General features: G+C 72.5%; 15 protein-coding genes and 1 riboswitch. Of the genes, 6 read left to right on the forward strand and 9 right to left on the reverse strand.

Features of this window, described 5'->3' with window-relative positions; translation table 11 throughout:
* Window positions 1-4: 4 nt before the first annotated feature.
* Window positions 5-3,535 carry a DNA polymerase III subunit alpha gene (gene dnaE / locus J2S66_RS21520; protein ID WP_310309024.1) on the reverse strand — a complete coding sequence of 1,177 codons (3,531 nt, stop codon included), beginning with the start codon at window positions 3,533-3,535 and terminating at the stop codon, window positions 5-7.
* Between the two features lie 144 nt (window positions 3,536-3,679).
* Between dnaE and J2S66_RS21525 the strand changes: the two genes are divergently transcribed.
* Window positions 3,680-4,564, forward strand: coding sequence for an Lrp/AsnC family transcriptional regulator (locus J2S66_RS21525; RefSeq protein ID WP_310309025.1), 885 nt, complete (start codon window positions 3,680-3,682; stop codon window positions 4,562-4,564).
* A 1-nt stretch (window position 4,565) separates the two neighbouring features.
* Here J2S66_RS21525 and J2S66_RS21530 read toward each other — a convergent pair whose 3' ends face one another.
* The 5 genes from J2S66_RS21530 to J2S66_RS21550 all read right to left on the reverse strand — a co-directional run bounded on the left by J2S66_RS21530 (window position 4,566) and on the right by J2S66_RS21550 (window position 9,492).
* On the reverse strand, window positions 4,566-4,787 hold the full coding sequence (locus J2S66_RS21530) for a hypothetical protein (protein ID WP_310309026.1): 222 nt from the start codon (window positions 4,785-4,787) through the stop codon (window positions 4,566-4,568).
* Between the two features lie 62 nt (window positions 4,788-4,849).
* Complete coding sequence (locus tag J2S66_RS21535) at window positions 4,850-5,782, reverse strand: RluA family pseudouridine synthase (RefSeq protein WP_310309028.1); 933 nt, start codon at window positions 5,780-5,782, stop codon at window positions 4,850-4,852.
* Window positions 5,779-6,426: a signal peptidase II gene (gene lspA / locus J2S66_RS21540; RefSeq protein WP_310309030.1), complete on the reverse strand. Its 648-nt coding sequence runs from the start codon at window positions 6,424-6,426 to the stop codon at window positions 5,779-5,781. The genes J2S66_RS21535 and lspA overlap by 4 nt, the downstream gene beginning before the upstream one ends.
* A 23-nt stretch (window positions 6,427-6,449) precedes the next feature.
* On the reverse strand, window positions 6,450-7,769 hold the full coding sequence (locus J2S66_RS21545; protein ID WP_310309032.1) for an aminotransferase class V-fold PLP-dependent enzyme: 1,320 nt from the start codon (window positions 7,767-7,769) through the stop codon (window positions 6,450-6,452).
* Window positions 7,770-7,809: 40 nt separating this feature from the next.
* Window positions 7,810-7,923: riboswitch (SAM riboswitch) on the reverse strand.
* Window positions 7,924-8,010: 87 nt separating this feature from the next.
* A complete protein-coding gene (locus J2S66_RS21550) occupies window positions 8,011-9,492 on the reverse strand; it encodes a potassium/proton antiporter (RefSeq protein WP_310309033.1) in 1,482 nt (493 codons plus the stop codon).
* 177 nt (window positions 9,493-9,669) lie between these two features.
* On the opposite strand from J2S66_RS21550, the gene J2S66_RS21555 reads away from it, so the two are divergent.
* On the forward strand, window positions 9,670-10,611 hold the full coding sequence (locus J2S66_RS21555) for a M28 family metallopeptidase (RefSeq protein WP_310309034.1): 942 nt from the start codon (window positions 9,670-9,672) through the stop codon (window positions 10,609-10,611).
* Between the two features lie 24 nt (window positions 10,612-10,635).
* Here the strand turns inward: J2S66_RS21555 and J2S66_RS21560 are convergent, their stop codons facing one another.
* Together J2S66_RS21560 and J2S66_RS21565 are read right to left on the reverse strand one after the other, a co-directional pair.
* Window positions 10,636-10,914: a DUF167 domain-containing protein gene (locus J2S66_RS21560; RefSeq protein WP_306750656.1), complete on the reverse strand. Its 279-nt coding sequence runs from the start codon at window positions 10,912-10,914 to the stop codon at window positions 10,636-10,638.
* Window positions 10,907-11,455 carry a TetR/AcrR family transcriptional regulator gene (locus J2S66_RS21565; RefSeq protein WP_310309035.1) on the reverse strand — a complete coding sequence of 183 codons (549 nt, stop codon included), beginning with the start codon at window positions 11,453-11,455 and terminating at the stop codon, window positions 10,907-10,909. Before J2S66_RS21565 ends, J2S66_RS21560 begins: the two co-directional genes overlap by 8 nt.
* Window positions 11,456-11,513: 58 nt before the next feature.
* On the opposite strand from J2S66_RS21565, the gene J2S66_RS21570 reads away from it, so the two are divergent.
* From J2S66_RS21570 to J2S66_RS21580, 3 genes are all read left to right on the forward strand, one after another.
* Window positions 11,514-11,969, forward strand: a complete 456-nt coding sequence (locus tag J2S66_RS21570; protein ID WP_310309036.1) for an SRPBCC family protein — start codon at window positions 11,514-11,516, stop codon at window positions 11,967-11,969.
* Between the two features lie 202 nt (window positions 11,970-12,171).
* Window positions 12,172-12,720 (forward strand): RNA polymerase sigma factor, encoded by a 549-nt coding sequence (locus tag J2S66_RS21575; RefSeq protein WP_306750660.1) that lies wholly within the window; start codon window positions 12,172-12,174, stop codon window positions 12,718-12,720.
* Window positions 12,721-12,818: 98 nt separating this feature from the next.
* A complete protein-coding gene (locus tag J2S66_RS21580) occupies window positions 12,819-13,385 on the forward strand; it encodes an RNA polymerase sigma factor (protein WP_310314967.1) in 567 nt (188 codons plus the stop codon).
* Window positions 13,386-13,500: 115 nt separating this feature from the next.
* On the opposite strand, the gene ileS is transcribed toward J2S66_RS21580, so the two are convergent.
* Window positions 13,501-16,608: an isoleucine--tRNA ligase gene (ileS, locus tag J2S66_RS21585; RefSeq protein WP_310309037.1), complete on the reverse strand. Its 3,108-nt coding sequence runs from the start codon at window positions 16,606-16,608 to the stop codon at window positions 13,501-13,503.
* Window positions 16,609-16,934: 326 nt separating this feature from the next.
* Between ileS and J2S66_RS21590 the strand changes: the two genes are divergently transcribed.
* A complete protein-coding gene (locus J2S66_RS21590; RefSeq protein WP_310309038.1) occupies window positions 16,935-17,435 on the forward strand; it encodes a hypothetical protein in 501 nt (166 codons plus the stop codon).
* Window positions 17,436-17,446: the final 11 nt, after the last annotated feature.

A 17,446-nucleotide genomic window follows, 5' to 3' on the forward strand; every position in this document is an offset into this window, starting at 1 on the left:
CCGATCAGCCCAAGCACCCCGGGCCGAGCAGCGCCTTCAGGTCGCCCATCAGGGACGGGGTGGGGGCGACCCGGAGCGCGTCGTCCAGCTTCAGCAGCGTGTTGCGGCTGCTGTTGATGACGAGGTTGAGGTGCACCTCGGTCGAACCCGGGTGGGCGCGCAGCACCTCCTTGAGGGAGGTCACCGTCTTCGGGTCGCACCGCGACGCGGACAGCTTCAGCTTCAGCGCCTGCGACCCCAGCTCGGCCAGGTCCGGCACCACCAGGTCGTTGGCGATCAGCGAGGTCCGGTCGTCCCGCTTCGCCACCCGCGCCTTGACCAGCACGATCGCGTCCTCGGCCACCGACATGCCGTGCACGATGTAGCTCTTGGGGAAGAACAGCACCTCGATGCCGCCGGCGAGGTCCTCCAGCATCGCGGACGCCCACGGCTCGCCGTTCTTGTTCACCCGGCGCGTCACCGACGCGAGGATGCCGCCCAGCGTGACCTGCTGCCCGTCCGGCACGTCGCCTTCCAGGATGCGCGCGATCGAGGTGTCCGAGTAGGACGAGAGGATCTGCTCCACGCCGTTGAGCGGGTGGCCCGACACGTACAGGCCCAGCATCTCCCGCTCCAGGGTGAGCTGGTGCTTGGACTCCCAGTGCTCCTCGGGGATCCTCACGTCGAACACCGACGCGCCGTCGTCGCCGCCGCCGTCGCCGAACAGGTCGAACTGGCCGCGCGCCTCCTCCTTCTTGGTCAGCATGACCGCGTCGACCGCCTCGACGTGGACCATGTGCAGGCCCTTGCGCGGGTGGCCGAGCGAGTCGAACGCGCCCGCCTTGATCAGCGATTCGACGACCTTCTTGTTGCACGCCTGCGCGTCGACCTTGCGCAGGAAGTCGGAGAAGTCGGTGAACTTCCCCTTCTCCTTGCGGGTCGCGATGATCGCGTCGACCACGTTCGCGCCGACGTTGCGGATCGCGCCCAGGCCGAACCGGACGTCGTCCCCGACCGCGACGAACTCGCGTTCCGACTCGTTGACGTCCGGCGGGAGCACCGTGATGCCCATCCGGCGGCACTCGGCCAGGTAGATGGCCGACTTGTCCTTGTTGTCCGAGTTCGTGGTGAGCAGGGCGGCCATGAACTCGGCCGGGTAGTTCGCCTTGAGGTACGCGGTCCAGTAGGAGACCAGGCCGTACGCGGCGGAGTGCGCCTTGTTGAACGCGTAGTCCGCGAACGGGACGAGGATGTCCCACAGGGTCTTGATCGCGTCGGCCGGATAGCCGTTGTCGAGCATGCCCTTCTCGAAGCCGGCGAACTCCTTGTCCAGGATCTCCTTCTTCTTCTTGCCCATGGCGCGGCGCAGCAGGTCCGCCTGGCCGAGCGAGTAGCCCGCCAGCTTCTGCGCGATCGCCATGACCTGCTCCTGGTACACGATCAGGCCGTACGTCGTGCCCAGGATGTCCTCCAGGGCGTCGGCCAGCGCCGGGTGGATCGGCGTGATCTCCTGGAGCTTGTTCTTGCGCAGCGCGTAGTTCGTGTGCGAGTTCGCGCCCATCGGCCCCGGGCGGTACAGCGCGCCCACGGCCGAGATGTCCTCGAAGTTGTCGGGGCGCATCAGCCGCAGCAGGTCCCGCATGGGCCCGCCGTCCAGCTGGAACACGCCCAGCGTCTCGCCCTTCGACAGCAGGGAGTAGGTCTTCTTGTCGTCCAGGCCCAGGTGGTCGAGGTCGACCGGCGCCTTGCCGTTCAGCTCGATGTTCTTGAGCGTGTCGTCGATCGTGGTCAGGTTGCTCAGGCCCAGGAAGTCCATCTTCAGCAGGCCGAGCGTCTCGCACGTCGGGTAGTCGAACTGGGTGATGATCGACCCGTCCTGCGGGCGCATCCAGACCGGGATGTGGTCCGTCAGCGGCTCCGCGGACATGATCACCGCGCAGGCGTGCACGCCCGCGTTGCGGATCAGGCCCTCCAGGCCGCGGCCGGTGTCGATGATCTCCTTGACCTGCGGGTCCGTCTCGTAGAGCGCCCGGACCTCGGCCGCCTCGGAGTACCGCTTGTGCGTCGGGTCGAACACGCCCGACAGCGGGATGTCCTTGCCCATCACGGCGGGCGGCATGGCCTTGGAGATGCGGTCGGCCACCGCGTAGCCGGGCTGCCCGTACAGCACGCGGGCGGAGTCCTTGATCGCCGCCTTCGCCTTGATCGTGCCGAACGTGATCACCTGGGCGACCTTGTCGGCGCCCCACTTCTCCGTCACGTACCGGATCACGTCACCGCGCCGGCGCTCGTCGAAGTCGATGTCGATGTCGGGCGGGCTGACGCGGTCCGGGTTGAGGAACCGCTCGAAGATCAGGCCGTGGGCCAGCGGGTCGAGGTCGGTGATGCCCATCGCGTAGGCGATGAGCGCGCCCGCGGCGGAACCGCGGCCCGGGCCGACGCGGATGCCGTTGGCCTTGGCCCAGTTGATGAAGTCGGCGACCACCAGGAAGTAGGACGGGAAGCCCATCTGGAGGATGACGCCGATCTCGAACTCGACCTGCTTCTCGTGGACCTCGTCCACGCCGTCCGGGAACCGGCGGCGCATGCCGGCCCAGACCTCCTCGCGGAAGTAGTCGGCCTCGGACATGCCCGCCGGCACCGGGTAGCGCGGCATCAGGTTCTGGAAGGCGAACATGCCGGTGGTGTCGACCTTCTCCGCCACCAGCAGGGTGTTGCGGCAGCCCTGCTGCCAGGCGTCGGACGAGTCGATCGCGCGCATCTCGTCGGGCGACTTCAGGTGGTAGCCGGTGCCGTCGAACTTGAACCGGGTCGGGTCCTGGAGCGTCTTGCCGGTCTGCACGCACAGCAGCGCCTCGTGCGCCTCGCGGTCCTCGGCGTAGGTGTAGTGCGAGTCGTTCGTCACGACGAACGGGATGGCGAGCTTCCTGGCGATCTCCAGCAGGCCGCCGCGCACCCGGCTCTCGATCTCGATGCCGTGGTCCATCAGCTCGACGAAGAAGTTGTCCGCGCCGTAGATGTCGCGCCACTTGGCGGCGGCCTCCAGGGCCTCCCGCTCGTGGCCGAGGCGCAGGCGGGTCTGCACCTCGCCGGAGGGGCAGCCGGTGGTCGCCATGAGCCCCGCCGCGTGCTCGGCGATCAGCTCGGCGTCCATGCGCGGCCACTTGCCCAACTGGCCCTCCGTGGAGGCCCGGCTGGAGAGCTTCATCAGGTTGTGCAGGCCCTCGTTGGTGCGGGCCCAGATGGTCTGGTGGGTGTACGCGCCGCTGGCGGAGACGTCGTCCGACTTCTGCCCCGGGTCGCCCCACAGCACGCGCTTCTTGTTGAAGCGGGATTCCGGGGAGAGGTACGCCTCGATGCCGATGATGGGCTTGACGCCGGCGGCGGTGGCCTGCCGGTAGAAGTCGTAGGCCCCGTACATGTTGCCGTGGTCGGTGATCGCGGCCGCGGGCATGCCCATCCGCTCGCACTCGGCGAACATGTCCTTCAGCTTCGCCGCGCCATCGAGCATCGAGTACTCGGTGTGCACGTGGAGGTGCACAAACGAGTCGGACACCCTAACCCCCTTGTGTACCACATACGGTGAACGGATCGCGGGGACGAGACCGCCGCCCGCAGCACACTAGTCCGACCGTGGAAGCGACGACAGTCGACGGGCCGATGCCGCGAAGATCGCACCGAGCGGGTAGCGTTCGGTGGTGTGGTAGCGCCGGACCCCGTAGACGCACGCCTGCTCGCGCTGCTCGCCGAGTCGGGCCGGGCGGCGGTCCACGAGCTGGCGGCCAAGCTCGGCATGGACCCCCGGGAGGCGGCCACCCGGCTGATCACCCTGTCGGGCAGCGGCCTGCCGCTGCTGGTCGGCGTCGAGTGCGACCCGAACGGCATCCGCAAGGCGCTGGCCAACAGCATGGCCTGGGGCAACTACGCGGGTCCGCCCGCCGGGCAGGTGCGCGGCACGCCCAGCGGTCCGTACCCCGGCGCGGGCACCCAGTCGGGCCCCTACCCGCCGTACGCCCCGCCGCAGGGCCCGCCCAGCCAGCCGTTCCCGGCGCAGCCGCAGCCGCACCAGTCGGGCCCCGTGCCGGCGCCCGAGCCGATGAGCGTGTGGGGCGTGCCCGGCACGTCGGGCTGGGCGCGGGGCGACCAGCAGCCCGCCCCGCGCTCGCGCACCGGCAAGATCGGCAGCGCGCTGGAGACCGAGGGCCTGGAGGGCGCCCGGTTCACGATCCAGCTGGTCGAGGTCGTCGACCCGGCCGACTTCCTGTTCACCGCCGCCGGCTACAAGCTGGCCCCCGGCGAGCGGGCCGTGGTCGTGCACACGGAGCTCGCGAACACGGGCAAGGTGCCGTTCAACGCGCTGCCCGACATGTACCTGGTGCTGATGACGACCACCGGCGAGACGGTGGGCAAGGCCCCCGTCTCGCTGTCGTCCCGGCCGCCGCACAAGATCGGCGTGCAGCCGGGTGAGACGGCCGGCGGGCACACCGTCTACGTGCTGCCGGAGGACACGGCGATCTTCTCGGTCCGCTGGAGCTCCCGCCCGGAGACCGACCTGAACACGCTGGTCTGGACGATCGACGACTAGGTCATCCGTCGCGGCGGAGGAACCGGTCCAGGAACGAGCGCTTCGTCGCCCCCTCCGGCGCCTCGTCCACCCGCGCGGGCGGCGCGGCGGGTGGCAGCGGCTCGGGTTCCGGCAGCTCGCCCCCGATCACGGCGGGCGCCACGCTCCAGCCGTCGTCACCGGCGGCAGGCATCCCGATGCCCTGCGGCGGCGTGAGATCCAGGTCGTCGTTGCCCGTGGACACCACACGTACCTCCCCCTACGAGCGTGTCGTCGCCGACCACGCTACGCGAGGGAGGCCCGCGATCAGTAGCCCTCGGCGCGCAGCAGCTCCAACGCGTCCCGCAGGTCGGCGGGGTACTCGCTGGTGAACTGGACCCACTGGCCGTCGGCCGGGTGGTGGAAGCCGAGCGTGCGGGCGTGCAGCCACTGCCGGGTGACGCCGAGGCGCTTGGCCAGGACCGGGTCGGCGCCGTAGGTCAGGTCACCCACGCACGGGTGGCGCAGCGCGGAGAAGTGCACCCGGATCTGGTGGGTGCGGCCGGTCTCCAGGTGCACGTCCAGCAGGGACGCGGCGCGGAACGCCTCGACCACCTCGTAGTGGGTGATGCTCGGCTTGCCGTCGGCCATCACGGCGAACTTGTAGTCGTGCTTCGGGTGCCGGTCGATGGGGGCGTCGATGGTGCCCCTGGTCGGGTCCGGGTGGCCCTGCACGAGGGCGTGGTAGAGCTTGTCCACGGTGCGTTCCTTGAACGCGTGCTTGAGCGCGGAGTACGCGTGCTCGCTCTTGGCGACGACCATGACGCCGGTGGTCCCGACGTCGAGCCGGTGCACGACGCCCTGCCGCTCGGCCGCGCCGGAGGTGGCGATGCGGATGCCCGCAGCGGCCAGGCCGCCCACCACGGTCGGGCCGGTCCACCCCGGGCTGGGGTGCACGGCCACGCCGACCGGCTTGTCGACCACGATCACGTCGTCGTCCTCGTGCAGCACGAGCAGGCCCTCCACGGGCACCACCTGCACCTGGACCGGCCGCTCGGGCTCGGGGAGGGTGACCTCCAGCACCGAGCCGGCGACGAGCCGGTCGGACTTGCCGGCGGGCTGCCCGTCCAGCACCACGTCACCGGACTCGGTGAGCGCGGCGACGACGGTGCGCGACAGGCCCAGCAGCTTGGCCAGGCCCGCGTCGACCCTCATCCCGTCCAGGCCGTCGGGCACGGGCAGGGTGCGGTAGCCGCTCATTCGCCGGCCTTCTTCTCGGAAGTGGACCCCGCCGAAGTGGATTCCGTCCGGGCGGACCCCGTCTGGGCGGACCCGGCCGGCTTCTTCTTCTCCACGCGCGTCCCGTCGTAGTCGCGCTGGAGCAGCGCCATCAGGACGATGACGCCCCCGCCCACGCAGATGGCCGAGTCGGCCAGGTTGAACACCGGGAAGAACCGGCCCCACGGGTCGAGGACCGAGATGTAGTCCACGACCCCGCCGCGCAGCGGGCCGGGCGCCCGGAAGATCCGGTCGGACAGGTTGCCCGCGGCGCCGCCGAGGACGAGCCCGAGGCCGATCGCCCAGCCGACCGACCGCAGCCGGCGGGCGATCCACAGGATGAACCCGACCACGGCGCACGCGATCAGCGCGAGGACCACCGTCCAGCCCTCGGCCATGCCGAACGCGGCGCCGGTGTTGCGGATCAGCGGCAGGTAGACCAGGCCGCCGAACAGCTCGACCGGCTCCCGGCCCTCCAGCCGGTCGACCGCGATCACCTTGATCACGACGTCGAGCGCCAGCACGACCGGCGCGATGACCGCCAGCAGCGCGACGCGGCGCTTCGGCAGCGGCGCCTCGGGCTGGTCGGCGGCGTCGTCCGGCTCGGCGCTGGGATCGGTGCTCACCCGGCCATTGTCCAACACCCCGCTCAGCGCAGGAACGGCGGGAGCGCGCGCCGGTCGTCGCACGGCGCCCAGCGGCCGTCGCGCTGCTCGTAGGACCACCGCGAGCCCTCGGTGACCAGGCCCCGCAGCGCGGCCACGAGCCGGTCGACGTGCTCCTCGGTGGTGCCCAGGCCGAGGGACGCGCGCAGCGCCCGCCGGTCGCCGGTGAGCCGGTGCACGGCGACGTGGGCGCAGAACGCGCCGTCGCGCACGCCGATGCCGTGCTCGGCGGACAGCGCCGCGGCCAGGTAGCCGGCGTCCTGGCCGCCGACGGTGAAGCTCACCACGCCGACCCGGTCCCGGTCCCCCTCGAACAGGGCCAACTCGTGCACGCCGGGCACCGTCCGCAGGCCCTCGCGCAGCCGGGCCAGCAGGGCGCGCTCGTGCGCGGCCGTCTGCTCCCAGTGCCGCCCGAGGACGTCGCAGGCCACGGCGAGTGCGTGCACGCCGACCACGTTGGGCGTGCCGGCCTCGTGCCGCTCGGGCACCGCCGCCCAGGCCACGCCGAGCCGGTCGCCGTGGTCGGTGACGCGGCTCGTCGCGCCCCCGCCGACCAGGTACGGCTCGGCGGCCTGGAGCCAGTCGCCGCGGCCGACCAGCGCGCCGGAGCCGAACGGCGCGTACAGCTTGTGCCCGGAGAGCACGGCGTAGTCCACGCCGAGGGCGCGCACGTCGACCGGGCGGTGCGGCGCGAGCTGGGCCGCGTCCAGGGCGATGCGGGCGCCGTGCCGGCGGGCGACCCGGGCCAGCTCGGCGACCGGCCACAGCTCGCCGGTCACGTTGGACGCGCCGGTCACCACGACCAGGCGCGGACCGACCGGGGCCTCGCGCAGGGCGCGGTCCAGCTCCGGCACGGCCGCGGCGGGCGAGGACGGGGTGCGCAGGCGGCGCACGTGCGGGCCGCGCCAGGGCAGCAGGGCGGCGTGGTGCTCGGTGTCGAACAGCACCACGGCGGTGTGCCGGGGCAGGCTGCGGGCCAGCAGGTTCAGCGCGTCGGTGGCGTTGCGGGTGAACACGACGGCGTCCGTGGACCGGGCGCCGAGGAAGCGGCGGACCGCGGCGCGGGCCTGCTCGTACACGCGGGTGGAGACCTGGGAGGCGAAGCCGGCGCCCCGGTGCACGCTGGCGTACCAGGGCAGCAGCTCGTCCACGGCGTCGCGGACCTGCTCCAGGCACGGCGCGCTGGCGGCGTGGTCGAGGTTGGCGTACTCGACGAGTTCGCCGGTGACCAGCGGCACGCGCAGCGCGGAGCCGACGACGCGGGGCAGGGCTGCGGTGGTGGGCCTGGGGACTGCGACGGTCATGACACCCTCCGGGGAGTCCGGGACTCACCCGTGGGGAGGGAGTCCGCGCTTGCCGGACGCCCTGCGCGCCGGCCAGGTCCTCATCGGGGGCACCCCACCGCGGTAGGAGGGTTGCCGGCCGGCTAGCCCGAGCTTGTCACCGGCACTCATGACCTTCGCCACGACGGTAGCCCGGGCGCCGCGCCGCCGTCGAGCCGCGCCCACATCCTGGGAGCCCGCCGCTCCGGCGGGGAGCCCGGCGCTACGGGAGCCCGGCGTCGCCCTTCCAGCGCGCGAACCGGCCGGCCCGGTCGACCGCCCTGATCCGCTGCTCGGTGGCGGTGCGCGCGACCTCCGTGCACACGACCAGCAGCTGGTCGTGCTCCTGGAGGCGGGTGGTCGGCTGCGGGGTGAAGCTGTTCCCGGCCCGCACCACGAGGCTGACCGAGGAGCCCGGCGGCAGCCGCAGCTCGGACAGGTAGACGCCGTGCAGCTTGGAGCCGCGCTGGATGCGGACCTGGAGCAGCTCGGCGCCCAGGGCGTCCAGCGCCGACGAGTCGACCTGCACCTCGCGCGCCTCGCCGGACCTGACCAGGCCCAGCCACTTCGCAAGCCACGGCAGGCTGGTGCCCTGCACCAGGGTCAGCACCACGACCAGCACGAACACCGCGTCGACCAGCCGCTGGGCGCCCTCGACGCCCTGGATCAGCGGGATCAGCGCGAACACGATGGGCACCGCCCCGCGCAGCCCGGACCAGGAGATGAACACCTGTTCCCGCCACGGCACCCGGAACGGCAGCGCCGCGCACAGCACCGACAGCGGTCTGGCCAGCAGCACGAGCACGGCCCCCGCGACCAGGGCGGGGACCAGGGCGTCGAGCAGCCGACCGGGTGACGCGTACAGGCCGAGCAGCACGAACAGGCCGATCTGGGCGAGCCAGCCCAGGCCCTCGGCGAACGACAGGGTGTCCGCGCGGTGCGGCAGGCGGGCGTTGCCGAGGACCAGCGCGGCGATGTAGACGGCGAGGAAGCCGGAGGCGTGCGCGAGGTCGCCCGCCGTGTAGGCGAGCAGGCACACGGCGACCGTGGCGAGCGGGTACAGGCCGGTGGCGGGCAGCGCGGCGCGGCGCAGCCCCACGCCGCCGAGCCAGCCCAGCGCGATGCCGATGAGGGCGCCCGCGACCAGCTCGTAGGCCATCAGCGCGGGCGCGGCCCAGGTCACCGGGTCGGGCGCGGCGAGCAGCACGACGGCGATGTAGACCGGCGCGTCGTTGATGCCGGACTCCAGCTCCAGCGCGCCGATGAGCCGCTTGCCCACGCCCACCCCGCGCAGCACGCTGAACACGGCCGCCGCGTCCGTGGACGACAGCACCGCGCCCCACAGCAGGGCCGTGCGCCAGTCCATGTCCAGCAGGAAGTGCAGGGCGAAGCCGGTGACCGCGATGCTGACGCCGACGGACACTGTGGACAGTGCGACGCCCAGGCCCAGCGCGGGCTTCACCGCGCTCCACCGCGTGGTCAGGCCACCCTCGGTGAGGATGAGCACGAGCGCGGCCGTGCCCAGCGAACGGGTGAGGTCGGCGTCCTCGAACTGGATGCCGACCACCGCCTCGCCCAGCAGCACCCCGATGCCGAGGTAGAGCAGCAGCGAGGGCAGGCCGAGCCGGATCGACACACGCACCGCGATGACCGAGAGCAGGAGAACCGCGGCGGCCACGCCGAGAAAGCCCGTCACACCGCCCACTCGACCTCCTGTATCCACCCGACGGGGGTCATTCTCCCCGGTGGCGCGGAAATGGACTAATCCGGCAACGGTGAGGACCACCATCCGAACGCCCCTGGCGCGGCCCGCGGGCGTTCGGGCATGTTGGTACGCGGGTCCGCCGCCCCGGTCACCTCCACTTCCCTGCGGGAGAACACCGTGAAGTTGCGAACGATCTCCACCGCGCTGGTCCTGACCGGCGCGCTCCTCGGTTCCGGGGCGGCCACCGCCGCGCCCGCCGCCGTCCTGGCCGGGCCGGACATCCCGGTCGCCGCCATCCAGGCCGACCTGGCCCAGCTCCAGTCGATCGCCTCGTCGAACGGGGGCAACCGGGCGCACGGCAGGCCCGGCTACCTCGCGTCGGTCAACTGGGTCAAGTCCAAGTTGGACGCCGCCGGCTACACCACCCGGGTGCAGTCGTTCACCACGAACGGCGCCACCGGCTACAACCTCATCGCCGACTGGCCGGCGGGCGACGCGAACAACGTCGTCATGGTCGGCGGGCACCTCGACAGCGTCACCGCCGGTCCGGGCATCAACGACAACGGCACCGGTTCGGCGAGCATCCTGGAGGTCGCCCTGGCCGTGCGGTCCAGCGGTTTCCAGCCGGGCAAGCGCTTGCGCTTCGCCTGGTGGGGCGCCGAGGAGCTGGGCCTGGTCGGCTCGACGCACTACGTGAACTCGTTGTCCACAACGGACCGGTCGCGGATCAGGAGCTACCTGAACTTCGACATGACCGGCTCGCCGAACCCCGGCTACTTCGTCTACAGCGCGTCCGGGCAGCCGTCCGGCTCGCTCGCCCTCCAGCAGACGCTCCAGGGGTACTTCGGCTCCATCGGCGTGCCCACCGAGCTGACCAGCGTGGGCGGCCGGTCCGACCACGCGGCGTTCGCCCGCGCGGGCATCCCCGTCGGCGGCACGTTCACCGGCGCGGAGGGGGTCAAGACCTCCGCGCAGGCGCAGAAGTGGGGCGGCACGGCGGGCACCGCGTTCGATCGCTGCTACCACCGCTCGTGCGACACCACGTCGAACGTGAACGCGACCGCGCTGAACCGCAACGCGGACGCCATCGCGCACGCCGTGTGGACGCTGGGCGCGTGACGCCGCGCGGACCGGGGGCCTGAGCTAGCCCAGCAGCCGTTCCAGCACGTCGCGGGCGTCGGCCGGGGCGGGGTCGACCTGCACGACCTTGTCCCGGCCGCGCGCGCCCGCGACCACCTCGACGTCCTGCTTGCGCACGCCGAACGCCCCGGCCAGGGCCTTGCGCACGGCCTCGTTGGCCTTGCCCTCGACCGCGGGCGCGGCGACCGCGACGACCAGCGCGCCGTCACCCCACCGCCCGCCGACCGCCTCGCGCCGGGCCCCGGGCTTGACCCGGACCGCGAACCGGAACGCCTCAGCCACGACCCGTCACCGCCGCCAGCGCCTCATCCAGCAGCGCCCGCCGGTCACCGGTCACGTGCGGGGCGGCGACCAGCAGGTGCACCTGGCCGACGTAGACGGAGTAGGCCAGCAGCGCCCGCCGGCGCGCCGTCCCCGGCGCGAACCCGAGTTCGCCGAAGAGGGCGGTCAGGTACTCGACGCGCCGGTCCGTGACGCGCCGCAGCACCGGGGCCACGGCCGGGTCGTCGCGGGCGGCGAGCATGGCCGCCTCGACCGCGGCGTCCCCGGCGCGCTCCAGGACCGTGCCGAACAGCAGCCGCAGCCGGTCGAGCGGGTCCGGCACGGCCTCCACCAGCCCGATGACGGCCTCGGTGTGCTCCCGCTCCCAGCGTTCGAGGGTCGCCGCGAGCAGGGCGGCGCGGTTGGGGAAGTGCCAGTAGGCGCTGCCCTTGGTCGCCCCGAGCCGCGCGGCCAGCGGTTCGACCGCGACCGCGGGCACCCCGCCCTCGGCGAGCGCCCGCAGCGCGACCGCGGTCCAGTCGTCGCGGGTCCTCCGTGCCACGGTTCCGTACGCTACCGTACGGGCGCGCACCGTACGGTGCCGTACGGAAGGGGTGCCGGTGATCGACAACGTGCACGAGCGCGCCGTCCCGGGCGCGGCGGACCTGGTGGACCGGGTCGTCGAGCTGTGGCCCGCGGACCGCTGGCCGCCGCTGGTGCTCGACCGGCCCCTCGGCGTGGGGGCGACCGGCGGGCACGGGTTCGTGCGGTACGCGTGCACCGGGCACCGACCTCGCGAACGGGTGGAGTTCACCTTCGCGCCGACCCTCGGCCTGGTCGGCGGGCACGTGCTGGAGGTCGTCCCCGGCGGGCTGCGCCACGTTCTGCGGGGCGAACCGCGCGGGTGGATGCGGCTGTGGTGGCCGCTCGCCGTGCGGTGGCTGCACGACGCGCTGGTCGAGGACCTGCTGGACCGGGCCGGGCGGATGGCGGGACACCCGCCCGCCCGGCCGGCCCGGTGGTCGCCGTGGGTGCGGCTGCTGCGCGCCGGGGCGCGCCGGTTCGCCCGCCCCTGACGGCCGCCCCACCCGACCGCCGCCCCACCCGACCGGCGCCCTCCCGGGGCGACCCGAGCGTGGTTCACCCGGACAGGTGATCCAGGCGGGTCGGCTTGCCCCGTGCGGCGACCGGGAGGATGGTCGGCGGCGAATTTCCTCCACAACCCGCGGGTCCGTCCGTCTACCTGGTACGGGCACCGATCGGAGGGGAGGGGGGTTCGTGCCGGCAGACCCCGATCACGCGGCCGCCTTCACCGACTTCTACCACCGCGAACGCACCCGCATGTGCCGGTTCGCGGCGGTGCTGTCACCCCACCTGGACCACGAGTCCGCGGTGCAGGACGCGTTCGCCTCCGCGTGGCGGAACTGGCCGGTGATCGCCGTCGCGTCGAGACGTGCTTGGCTGGTGCGGACTATCCGCAACCTGCTGGTGGACCAGGCCCGCCGGCGGGAGCGGCCGAGCGAGCTGTCCGACGAGGTCGTGGCCCGGCAGCGCGGTACGTTCCGCATCCTGGTGCAGCGGCACCGGGACGCCGAGGCGTGGCACGAGTTGACCAGCACGCTGGCCGCCGTCGCGACCCTGCCGGAGCACCTGCGCACCGCGCTGGTGCTCCGGTTCTGGGACTTCGCCGACGACGAGATCGCCGACGTGCTGGGCTGCGGCCGCGACTCGGTGCGCCGGTACGTGTCGGAGGCGCGGGCGAAGGTGAGCGCACGGGTGGGCAACGAGGAACGCCGCGTGCGAGGGAAGGGGACTTCAACTCCATGAGCGACGAACTGGACCCCCGGCTGGACCACCTGCGCGCGGAGCTGGCCGACGCCATCCCCGACGACCCGGAGCCGGACGAGCTGGGCCTGGTCGCGATCATGGCGCAGGAATCGCGGCACGAACGCCAGGCCGCCCTCGTCACCGCCGCCCGGTCCGGCTCCCGCGAGGCGATGGACGCGCTGGTCACCGAGCTGACCCCGCTCGTCTGGCACGTGGCCCGCGGCAACGGCCTCGACCAGGTCACCGCGGAGGACGTCGTGCAGACGGTGTGGTTGAGCCTGCTGCGCCACCTGGACCGCCTGGTCGAGCCGCGCGCCGTCGCCGGCTGGCTGATCGTCGCCACCCGCCGCGAGTCCCAGCGCGCGTGGCGCGAGCGCAACGGCCGCCCGGCGCTGTCCACGGACTCGGCCCTGGACATGCCCGACGACCGCTGGCTCCCCGAGCCGGAAGCCCTCCAGAACGACCGCGACCGCCGCCTGTGGCAGGCGTTCGGCACGATGTCGAGGCGCTGCCAGGAGCTGCTCAGGCTCACCGTGCTGGCGGGCCGGGCCGAGTACCGGGCGGTGGCCGAGGCCCTGTCGATGCCGAGGGGCTCCATCGGCCCCACCCGCGGCCGGTGCCTGACCCGGCTGCGCGAACGCCTGGAGAAGGACGACGTCGTGTGACGACGCGCGTGACACCGGGAGTTGTCCACAGGCCGCCCCGGCCGGCGCCGGGACCGTCGGCGCCGGCCGGCAGGATGAAAGCAGGGGTCCCCCGGCGGGGACCCCTGCGGCAGCCTCAGACCCGCGACACCGCGATCCGGGCCTTCCGGCCCTCGCCGACGACGCAGTCGGAGCCCTCCGGCACCTCGCCGTACACGACCACCTCGGCGAGGGTCTCCTGCTTCACGAACGCCTCGAACGCGCGCACCGCCGCCTCGACGTCCTCCGGCAGGTCCAGCACCAGCGCGATCCGGTCCGACACGTCCAGCCCGGCGTCCTTGCGCGCCTGCTGCACGCCCCGCACCAGGTCGCGCGCGACGCCCTCCGCCGCCAGCTCCGCCGTCACCGCCGTGTCCAGCACGACGAGACCCGAGTTGTTCGGCAGCGCCGCCGTGGCGCCCTGGTCCGTGGCGACCAGGCGCTGCTCGTACTCCTCCGGGAACAGCTCGACCCCGGCGGCCACGACGCGGCCGTCGACCTCGGCCCAGTCACCGGCCTTCACGGCCCGGATGACCTTCTGCACGTCCGGCCCGAGCCGCGGCCCGGCCACCCGCGCGTTGACCGCGAGCTGGAAGTGCCCGTGCGCGTCCACGTCGTCGGTCAGCTCGACCGACTTGACGTTCACCTCGTCCCGCAGGACCTCGGCGAACGGCTCCAGCAGCGCCACGTCCGGCGCGGCGATGACCAGCTCCGCCAGCGGCAGCCGCACGCGGAGCTTGTTCGCCTTGCGCAGCGACAGCGCCGTGGACGCCACCTGCCGCACCTTGTCCATCGCCGCGACCAGCACGGCGTCGGCCGGCAGGTCGGACGCGGCCGGCCAGTCGGCCAGGTGCACCGAGCGCCCGCCGGTCAGCCCGCGCCACACCGACTCGGTGGTGAGCGGCAGCAGCGGCGCCGCCACCCGGCTGACCACCTCCAGGACGGTGTGCAGGGTGTCGATCGCGTCCTGCTCGCCCGCCCAGAACCGGTCGCGCGACCGCCGCACGTACCAGTTGGTCAGCACCTCCAGGAACTCCCGGACCGTCGCGCACGCGCCCGAGATGTCGTAGGCGTCCAGCTGTCCCGTCACCGCCGCGACCAGGTCGTGCGACTTGGCCAGCACGTACCGGTCCAGCACGTGCGGCGAGTCGGTCCGCCAGGTCCCCTCGCGCCCCTCGGCGTTGGCGTACAGCGCCAGGAAGTACCAGGAGTTCCACAGCGGCAGCACGGCCTGGCGCACCGCGTCCCGGATGCCCCGCTCGGTGACGACCAGGTCGCCGCCGCGCAGGATCGGCGACGCCATGAGGAACCACCTCATCGCGTCGGACCCGTCGCGGTCGAACACCTCGTTCACGTCCGGGTAGTTCTTGCGCGACTTGGACATCTTCTGGCCGTCGTCGCCCAGCACGATGCCGTGCGCCACGCAGTTGCGGAACGCGGGCCGGTCGAACAACGCCGTGGCCAGCACGTGCATGGTGTAGAACCAGCCGCGCGTCTGGCCGTTGTACTCGACGATGAAGTCGCCCGGGTAGTGGTCCTCGAACCACGCGCGGTTCTCGAACGGGTAGTGCACCTGGGCGAACGACATCGAACCGGACTCGAACCAGCAGTCCAGCACCTCGGGCACCCTGCGCATCACCGAGCGGCCGGTCGGGTCATCCGGGTTCGGCCTGGTCAGCTCGTCGATCACGGGCCGGTGCAGGTCGGTCGGGCGCACGCCGAAGTCGCGCTCCAGCTCGTCCAGCGAGCCGTACACGTCGACCCTCGGGTACGCCGGATCGTCCGACACCCACACCGGGATCGGGGAGCCCCAGAACCGGTTGCGGCTGATGTTCCAGTCGCGGGCGTTCTCCAGCCACTTGCCGAACTGGCCGTCCTTGATGTGCTCCGGCACCCAGTTGATCTGCTGGTTCAGCTCGACCATGCGGTCCTTGAACTTCGACACGGCGACGAACCACGACGACACCGCGCGCTGGATGAGCGCGTTGTCGCACCGCCAGCAGTGCGGGTACGGGTGGTCATAGGTCTCGTGGCGCAGCAGCAGGCCCGCGTCCTTCAGGTCGCGGATGATCGGCTTGTTCGCCTCGAACACCTGCAGGCCCTCGTACGGCGGCACCTCGGCGGTGAACCGGCCGTGCGCGTCCACCGGCACGACGACCTCGATGCCGGCCGCGTCCGTGACGGCCTTGTCCTCCTCGCCGAAGGCGGGGGCGATGTGCACGACGCCCGTGCCGTCCTCGGTGGTGACGTAGTCGGCGGGCAGCACCTGGTGCGCATTCTCCCGCCCGGCGAAGAAGCCGAACGGCGGCGCGTACTTCCGACCCACCAGGTCGGCGCCCTTGCACCGGGCCACGACCGGCGGTTCCTCGCCCAGCTCGCGGGCGTACGCGGGCACGCGGGCCTCGGCGAGCAGGTAGCGCTCGCCGTTCGCCTCGACCGTCACGTAGTCCACGTCCGGGTGCACGGCCGCCGCGAGGTTCGACGGCAACGTCCACGGCGTCGTCGTCCAGACCAGGGCCAGCTCGCCGGTCTCCAGGCGCAGGCCGACGGTCACCGCCGGGTCCTGCCGGTCCCGGTAGGTGTCGTCCATCTTCGTCTCGGTGTTGGACAGCGGCGTCTCGCAGCGCCAGCAGTACCAGAGCACCCGGAAGCCCTCGTAGACCAGGCCCTTGTCCCACAGGGTCCGGAAGGCCCACATGACGCTTTCCATGTAGTCCAGATCGAGGGTCTTGTAGTCGTCGTCGAAGTCCACCCAGCGGGCCTGCCGGGTCACGTAGTCGCGCCACTGGCCGGTGTACCGGAGCACCGACGTGCGGCAGGCCTCGTTGAACTTCTCGATGCCGAACGCCTCGATCTCGCTCTTGGACGAGAACCCGAGCTGCTTCTCCGCCTCGACCTCCGCGGGCAGGCCGTGCGTGTCCCAGCCGAACCGGCGCTCGACGTGCTTGCCGCGCATGGTCTGGTAGCGCGGGACGACGTCCTTGACGTAGCCGGTCAGCAGGTGACCGTAGTGCGGCAGGCCGTTGGCGAAGGGCGGGCCGTCGTAGAAGACGAACTCGTTGGACCCGTTGTCCCCCGCCGGGCGCGCGTCGATCGACGCCTGGAACGTCGCGTCGGACTTCCAGAAGTCGAGGACGCCCTCTTCCAGGGCGGGGAAGGACGGCTGGGAGGGAACGGACCCCTCGCCTGCCTTCGGGTAGGCCATCGTGCTGCTCCTCGCGTGCGTACATCCGGCTCACGGGGACGACGCGCCGACGGACGGCGCACCGCGGTACCACCCCGCTTGCCAGGGCGCGAAGGCTCTGGCCTCTCTTGGTCGAACGGCTGTGACGGGCCGCACCCGTCCGGTTCTACTGAGGCCTCGCGGGCCCGTTCTTCCGGAGGCTCCCCGGTGATGGCCGGATCGGCGCCTTGCTGCCACCAAGGGTAGCCGAGCGGGCAAACCGCTGTGAGTAGTTCCCCCCATGGCGGCGGGCGGACCACACCGACAACCTGGTGGAGCAGGTATCGCCGTTCACGAGGGGGAACACCGTGGGAAGAACCACCGCACTGCTGCTGGCGGTCGTCGCGCTGCCGGCCCTGGCCCTGCCGGCCGCGGCCGGCGAGGAGCGGGTGGCGACGTTCGAGGTCCGGTCCGAGGCGGGATCGTTCCCGGTCGGCGAGCGGGACGTGCACTGGTCCACCCCGGAGGACGATGTCCGGGTCTGGGAGCTGGACGGCGTGCTCAAGTTCGACGTGGACTCGGTCCCGAACGCGGACTTCATCCGGGTCGAACTGGCGGCGGCGGGCGGCGCACCGCTGGAGGTCGGCACGTACACCGACGTCACCTGGCGCCTCGACCCGGCGAAGCCGACCCTGCGGGTGATCGCCAGGGGGTTCGTGTGCAGCCCGGTGTCCGGGCACTTCACGATCCACCGGATCGAGCGCGACCAGGGGACGGGGCAGCTCACCGACGTGGACGTGGAGGTCGAACAGCGCTGCGGCACCGCCGACGCGCCCGCGTTCCGGGGACACGCCACGCTGACCAGCTGACCAGCTGAGTC

Origin of the sequence: Saccharothrix longispora, from assembly GCF_031455225.1 — a bacterium.
In the GTDB taxonomy this organism is placed as follows: Bacteria; Actinomycetota; Actinomycetes; order Mycobacteriales; family Pseudonocardiaceae; genus Actinosynnema; species Actinosynnema longispora.

Excerpts from the sequence above, each read along its gene's own strand:
- J2S66_RS21535 (WP_310309028.1), bottom strand. The coding sequence starts at position 5,782 with ATGAGCGGCTACCGCACCCTGCCCGTGCCCGACGGCCTGGACGGGATG.
- ileS (WP_310309037.1), bottom strand. The coding sequence starts at position 16,608 with ATGGCCTACCCGAAGGCAGGCGAGGGGTCCGTTCCCTCCCAGCCGTCC.
- J2S66_RS21580 (WP_310314967.1), top strand. The coding sequence starts at position 12,819 with ATGGCGCAGGAATCGCGGCACGAACGCCAGGCCGCCCTCGTCACCGCC.
- J2S66_RS21545 (WP_310309032.1), bottom strand. The coding sequence starts at position 7,769 with ATGACCGTCGCAGTCCCCAGGCCCACCACCGCAGCCCTGCCCCGCGTC.